Origin of the sequence: Spiroplasma sp. ald (assembly GCF_044714355.1) — a bacterium.
Lineage (GTDB): Bacteria > Bacillota_I > Bacilli_A > Mycoplasmatales > Mycoplasmataceae > Spiroplasma > Spiroplasma phoeniceum.
The window spans coordinates 1-5812 of the sequence record NZ_RXFY01000071.1; the positions used below are offsets into that span (position 1 = coordinate 1).

General features: G+C 27.0%; 6 protein-coding genes. 4 read left to right on the plus strand and 2 right to left on the minus strand.

Going from position 1 to position 5812, the window contains the following annotated elements; translation table 4 throughout:
* Positions 1–53 precede the first annotated feature (53 nt).
* A complete protein-coding gene (locus tag EHU54_RS04110; RefSeq protein ID WP_400249080.1) occupies positions 54–206 on the plus strand; it encodes an IS3 family transposase in 153 nt (50 codons plus the stop codon).
* A 32-nt stretch (positions 207–238) separates the two neighbouring features.
* Here EHU54_RS04110 and EHU54_RS04115 read toward each other — a convergent pair whose 3' ends face one another.
* Positions 239–634 (minus strand): hypothetical protein, encoded by a 396-nt coding sequence (locus tag EHU54_RS04115; protein ID WP_400249081.1) that lies wholly within the window; start codon positions 632–634, stop codon positions 239–241.
* A 554-nt stretch (positions 635–1188) separates the two neighbouring features.
* Positions 1189–1545, minus strand: a complete 357-nt coding sequence (locus tag EHU54_RS04120) for a hypothetical protein (protein WP_400249082.1) — start codon at positions 1543–1545, stop codon at positions 1189–1191.
* A gap of 174 nt (positions 1546–1719) precedes the next feature.
* Here EHU54_RS04120 and EHU54_RS04125 point away from each other — a divergent pair, with 174 nt between their 5' ends.
* The 3 genes from EHU54_RS04125 (at position 1720) to EHU54_RS04135 (ending at position 5721) form a co-directional block, all read left to right on the plus strand.
* Positions 1720–3228 (plus strand): hypothetical protein, encoded by a 1509-nt coding sequence (locus EHU54_RS04125; RefSeq protein WP_400249083.1) that lies wholly within the window; start codon positions 1720–1722, stop codon positions 3226–3228.
* 86 nt (positions 3229–3314) lie between these two features.
* Entirely contained in the window at positions 3315–5309 is a 1995-nt protein-coding gene (gene topA / locus EHU54_RS04130) for a type I DNA topoisomerase (RefSeq protein WP_400249084.1), read from the plus strand.
* 103 nt (positions 5310–5412) lie between these two features.
* On the plus strand, positions 5413–5721 hold the full coding sequence (locus tag EHU54_RS04135; protein WP_400249085.1) for a S1 RNA-binding domain-containing protein: 309 nt from the start codon (positions 5413–5415) through the stop codon (positions 5719–5721).
* Positions 5722–5812: the final 91 nt, after the last annotated feature.

The window sequence follows — 5812 nt, forward strand, 5'->3', positions numbered from 1 at the left end:
TAATTTCTATTTTAAATATATTTTATAGGAATTTTAAAATAACTAGGTTGGTTATGCAAGAAGTCTATTATAGCAAACCATGTTGTCCATACGATAATGCTGTTTCTGAATCAACTTATAAAATACTAAAAACTGATTTAATTAAAAACAATAAATTTAAAAACATTAAGCAATTTAAACTAGAATTATTTGATTATGTTAATTAATATAATAATGTTCGTATTCACAGTAAATTAAATTACTTATCACTAATTCAATATAAAAATCGTTGCCATTTCAAAATATATAATAATTTACCTTTAAAAAAATGAAAACTATTTTTAATAGTTTTCATTTCCAGTAGTTGTTTTTTAAAAATCACTGTAGTTGGTTTCAAATCTTGTCATATAAAAGTTACTTTTTTTAAGTTAATATCTATATAACTTGTTCCATTTCCTTTAAAAAATGCATCTCATTTTCAATAAATTGAAGTTCCGGAAGTTCATAATTTTAAAATTATCGCTGTATAGTGTTCGGGTCCTACAAAAGCATTACAAGTAAATTGTATTGTATTAGTAGTACCACTAAGTAAAGCAGTTTTTGAAGAATAATATTGACTTATGTATCCAAATCCACCGTATAGTCCACAACTCATTGTACCGTCTATTACAAATGTTGGAAAATAATAACTAAAACCATTAATGTACTTGATGTCAGCAATGTCTTTTCAATTAATTAGTTCATAGGTATTTGAACTATCCGACGTCCAAGTTTTATAGTCTGCCTTTCAACGATAATTTATATTTTTTTCGACATTCTCTTTGCCAAAATTATCCTTTCAATTATGATTGATATTTGTTTCAGTATTCTCTTTGCCAATTTCTTGTTATTGATTAAAAACTCCATTTAATGGAATTATTGCAGTACTACTTATAACCATACTCATTACGCTGCATAATATTACTTTCATTTTAGTATGTTTCCTTTCGTTACCCCAGCCCTTCCCTATCCGTTAATCCTACTATTTTATATTGGGCTTTTCTTTCTTTTTTAAAAAAATACTATTTATAGTTTTTTAATAATTTTAAAAAATAAATACATTTTTATGTTACCAACTGAAAAAGAGAAAAAATACTAAAAAAAACATCTTTAATTTATTTATCAAATAAATTTTTAGTAAATAAATAATTTAAAAATAATTTGCTAAGTTTAATAAATAAATAGATATGATGAGAAATATAGATAATTAGGATTATTTTTATTTTGATATTCTGGTTTTATTAAATATTTTCGCCGATAAAATGTGGTTTTTCCATGTTGAAAAATAATTGTTCTTTGAAACAATCCTTTTAAAATAAAACGCGTTTGGACATATTCAGATTTTAATAGTTTGTAATCAATTAATTCAATTGCAGATTTAATAATTCTTTCTAAAAAATCAATATTTTTATGTTGAAATCATTCTAATAAATTTTTAGGTGTAATTTCTACTTTAGCAAATTTAAATAAAGTAGGTAAATCAATTTTAAATTTATTTAGTAAGTTTGATATTTGGTTTATAATCATAAGACATAGGGTACCTTTCTAATTAATTTTTTAACAAACTAATTAATAAATAAGATAACCCTTTTTATTTTCCCCCAAAAAATAAAACAGCATATTTATTAATAACACTAATAGAAGAAAGCATTATTTTATGATATAATAAATGTAAGCGATTAATATAAGTAGGGTAAACATATGTGTCAAAACAGTAAAAAGGGTCATAGCAGTAATTGTCACAATAACTGTCAGATTCATCACCGTCCGAATTTTTTTAATTATTATCAATATCCTGTTTTTCCTTCTTATGGGTGTGGAACACCACCATTAATTCAGTATTCAATTCCGCAACCTCCATATCCACCGTTATTTGCACAATATCAATATTCCCCAATTATTCAGTATCCAATGACAGGACTGCAACCAAATCAAAGTTTGTCACTAGGACAACCATATCAATATAGCCCACATAATGTTGGACAAAATTTTAATAATTTAGCCAATAATGCTAGAATTAATGATAATTTTCAATATCAATCTCAACCTGTTAGAGAAGATTATTATTTATCTCTTTATAATTCTCGTATTCCATTAGGGACAGAACGATATTATAATGATTTTCGTCGTCCAAGTTTACCATTAAGTGTTGAAGAAGAATATAATTGAGCATTACATATTTCTGATATTTTGGATGAGTTTATTGGGCGTCATCGCAGTCGACCAAAATCTAATTTTGATGAATATCAAAACTTAAAACAGACATTAGATACTTCATTACGCCATTTGCAAGAAGCAGAAGCACTAAACCAAAAATTGGTTAATACTTGAGCAAAAAAGGATGATAATTCAAGTAATAATAATTCTGTACATTTACCAACAGATAGTATTGATTCTAAATTATTAAAGTCAAAATCTGACCAATCTGATGCTTTAAATGAAAAAAAAGTTTCTTCAATAATTGTTAGTTCTGAACCAGAAAAAAGTTCATTTTTAACTGAAAATAATGTAGAAGATAAGTTTAATTTTCTTGATTTTGAAGATGATTCAGATAATAATTTTAATCCTGAAGATGATACGCATAGTTTCTTTTTTAATGATGAATTTAAAGTAGGAGATTCACCTGAGAAAAATGACAATGATATTTCAAAAAATGATAATGATGTTAATAAGGTTGCTGCTGAAGATATTCATGATTTTTTAGGTGTCAAATCACCAGACTTTGATTTAATGGAATCTAATCCAGAAATAATAGAAACAGATGTTTTAGATGATGAAATAACCTTTATTGATATTGATAAAGTAAAGGATACAAAACCAGCTTTTGGGACATATAAGGATTATACAATTAAAACATCATTAGGGGAAAAACGAGTTAGTGAGATTTATCCAAAAATATTTGATGAATATGGTCATCTTAAAATGGATCATTATGAAGCAATGGCCCAATTTGGATTGACAGAAAAACAATATGATCAATTAATTGAAAATTTTTATCATGCAAAAGAAAATAAAACAAAAAAAATTAAAAAAAATAAATTTGGAGTAGTTACTAAATCAAAATTTAATGCTAAAGCTTTTTGAATTACGATTAGTGTTTTAGGTGTTATTTTATTATTAATTGCAATAACTGTTATTTTGTATTTTACTGTTCCTAGTGTTACTGAAGGAATTGATACAATAATTGCTAAAATAAAAAAAATATTTTAATTTAGAATAATAAATTTCAAAATAGTTTTTTAAAATATTATGTATAATAATTATTGATGTGTTTTAAAAAATAAAGGAGAGAAAACATGGCACAGACGCTGGTAATAATGGAGTCCCCAACTAAAACAAAAGCAGTTGAAAAATATCTTGGCGAAAATTATTTAGTTTTATCATCAGAAGGACATATTCGTAATTTATCAACAAAAGGTGACTATGGGTTAGGAGTAGATATTAAAACTTTTGAACCAAGTTATAAAATGGAACGTGGAAAAAAAGAAATTGTTAAAAAATTAAAACAAGAAGCCAAAGCAGCAGATTTGGTTATTCTAGCAACCGACCCTGACCGAGAAGGAGAAGCAATTGCTTATCATTTAAATGAAGTCTTAAATTGTGGTGAGAAATCTCGCCGTGTTCGCTTTAATGAAATTACAAAAGAAGCAGTGTTAGAGGCATTTCAACATCAAACAGATTTAGACATGAATTTAGTTCATTCACAAGAAACTCGACGAATTTTAGACCGTTTTATTGGTTTTCGCTTAAGCAAATTGTTACAGAAAAAGATTAAGTCAAAATCAGCTGGACGAGTACAATCGGTTGCTTTAAAGTTAGTTGTTGAACGAGAAAAAGAATGGCAAAACTTTGTACCGGAGGAATATTGGACTGTTGAAGGATTATATAAAAAGGCAGTTGTTAAATTAACAAAATTTAAGGATGAAAAAATTGAATTAAAAGTAGAAGCAGATGTTCTAAAAGTTAAAAAAGCTTTAAAAAAAGATTTTGTTGTTGTTCAAATTAAAGAAAGTGAAAAACAACGAAAATCACCGAATCCACATACTACTTCAACAATGTTACAAGAAGCAAGTAGTAAAATGGGTTTTGCTTCAAATAAAACATCATTAATTGCTCAGCAATTATACGAAGGAATTAAAGTTAAAGATAATATTACTGGATTTATAACATATCCGCGGACAGATTCAATTCGATTAAGTGATAAGTTTGTTCAGGGTGCTTTTGACTATATTACAATTAAATATGGAACAGAATATTTAGGTGGAGTTAAAACACCACCAAAAAATAAAAAAAATGTGCAAGATGCTCATGAAGCAATTCGTCCAACTGATTTAACAATGACACCAGAAGCGGCAAAAGAATATTTAAGTCGTGATCAACTACGTTTATATAAAATTATTTATAATCGTGCGTTAGCTAGTTTAATGGCGAATGCAAAGTTATTAAGTAAAGCAATTATTTTAGATAATAATAATTATGAATTTCGGATGACAGGAAGTACGATTCAATTTGATGGGTTTTTAAAATGTTATGTTTTAGAAGGTGATGAAGAAATTGCAAAGTTGCCAATGTTAAAACCAAATCAAATTATTAATTTAAATGAATTATATGGAATTCAACATTTTACTAAACCACCAAGTCGTTACTCTGAAGCGAAATTAATTAAGACATTAGAGAAAATTGGCGTTGGACGCCCATCAACTTATGCACCAATTATGCGAACATTAAAAGATCGTGGTTATATTATTGTAGAAAACAAAACAATTAAAGCAACTGAAAAAGGGATTTTAACAAGTGATAAATTACAAGAATATTTTAGTGATATTATTAACGAAACATACACTTCAACAATTGAAGAAAGTTTGGATGTGATTGCATACGGTGACACAGAACCAAAACCATTATTAAAAGAATTTTGAGAACGATTTGAGTCACGCATTGAAGCAGCAATGGAATTAATGGAAGAAATCCCAGTTGAGAATGCGGGGATTGAATGTCCAGAATGTGGAAATGATTTAGTATATCGGTATGGAAAATACGGGAAATTTATTGCATGTTCAGGGTTTCCAAAATGTCGTTATATTCATCAGACTGGTCCAAAATTTGGTCCTTGTCCAGAATGTGGCGTTGGTGAAATTATTTTGAAATTTAATAAGCGACGTCAACGTTTTAAGGCGTGTACTAATTATCCAAATTGTAATTACACTGATTCATATAAAGAAGAAAAGACCGAACAAAAAGAAAATAATAGCGAAAATAACGGATTGTATCGAATTAATTTATTAAAATAATAAACGATACTTTTTTATGCAAAATATTTTATTATTTAGAAAATGATTTTCATAGTTCTAGCGGTATAATTAGTACAGTTTCAGAAAGGGGATGTGACGAATTATGTGTGTAAAAGGAAGTAAAGTTCTTGCAAAAGTTACAAACATTACTCCGTTTGATGCATTTTGTGAATTAAAAAATGCTGCTGGATTAATCCACATTAGTGAGATTTCAGATTACTATGTAAGAGATATCAAAGAATTTGTTAATATTGGTGACAATGTTGAAGTAGAGGTACTAGACTATGACCCAGTTAAGAAACAAGTAAAATTAAGTTATAAGAATTGCCGACCTGAATTATTGAAAAAGAATAATAGTCAAATTCAAGAAACAGGAGTAGGATTCCAAATGTTAAGTAGACTTCTTGCATAACCTATTAAAATAATTGTAAATATTTTTAAAAAGATACTAATAGCAAATTATAATTTTAATTAATTATGTCTTTTATTTAAAAATTTAATAT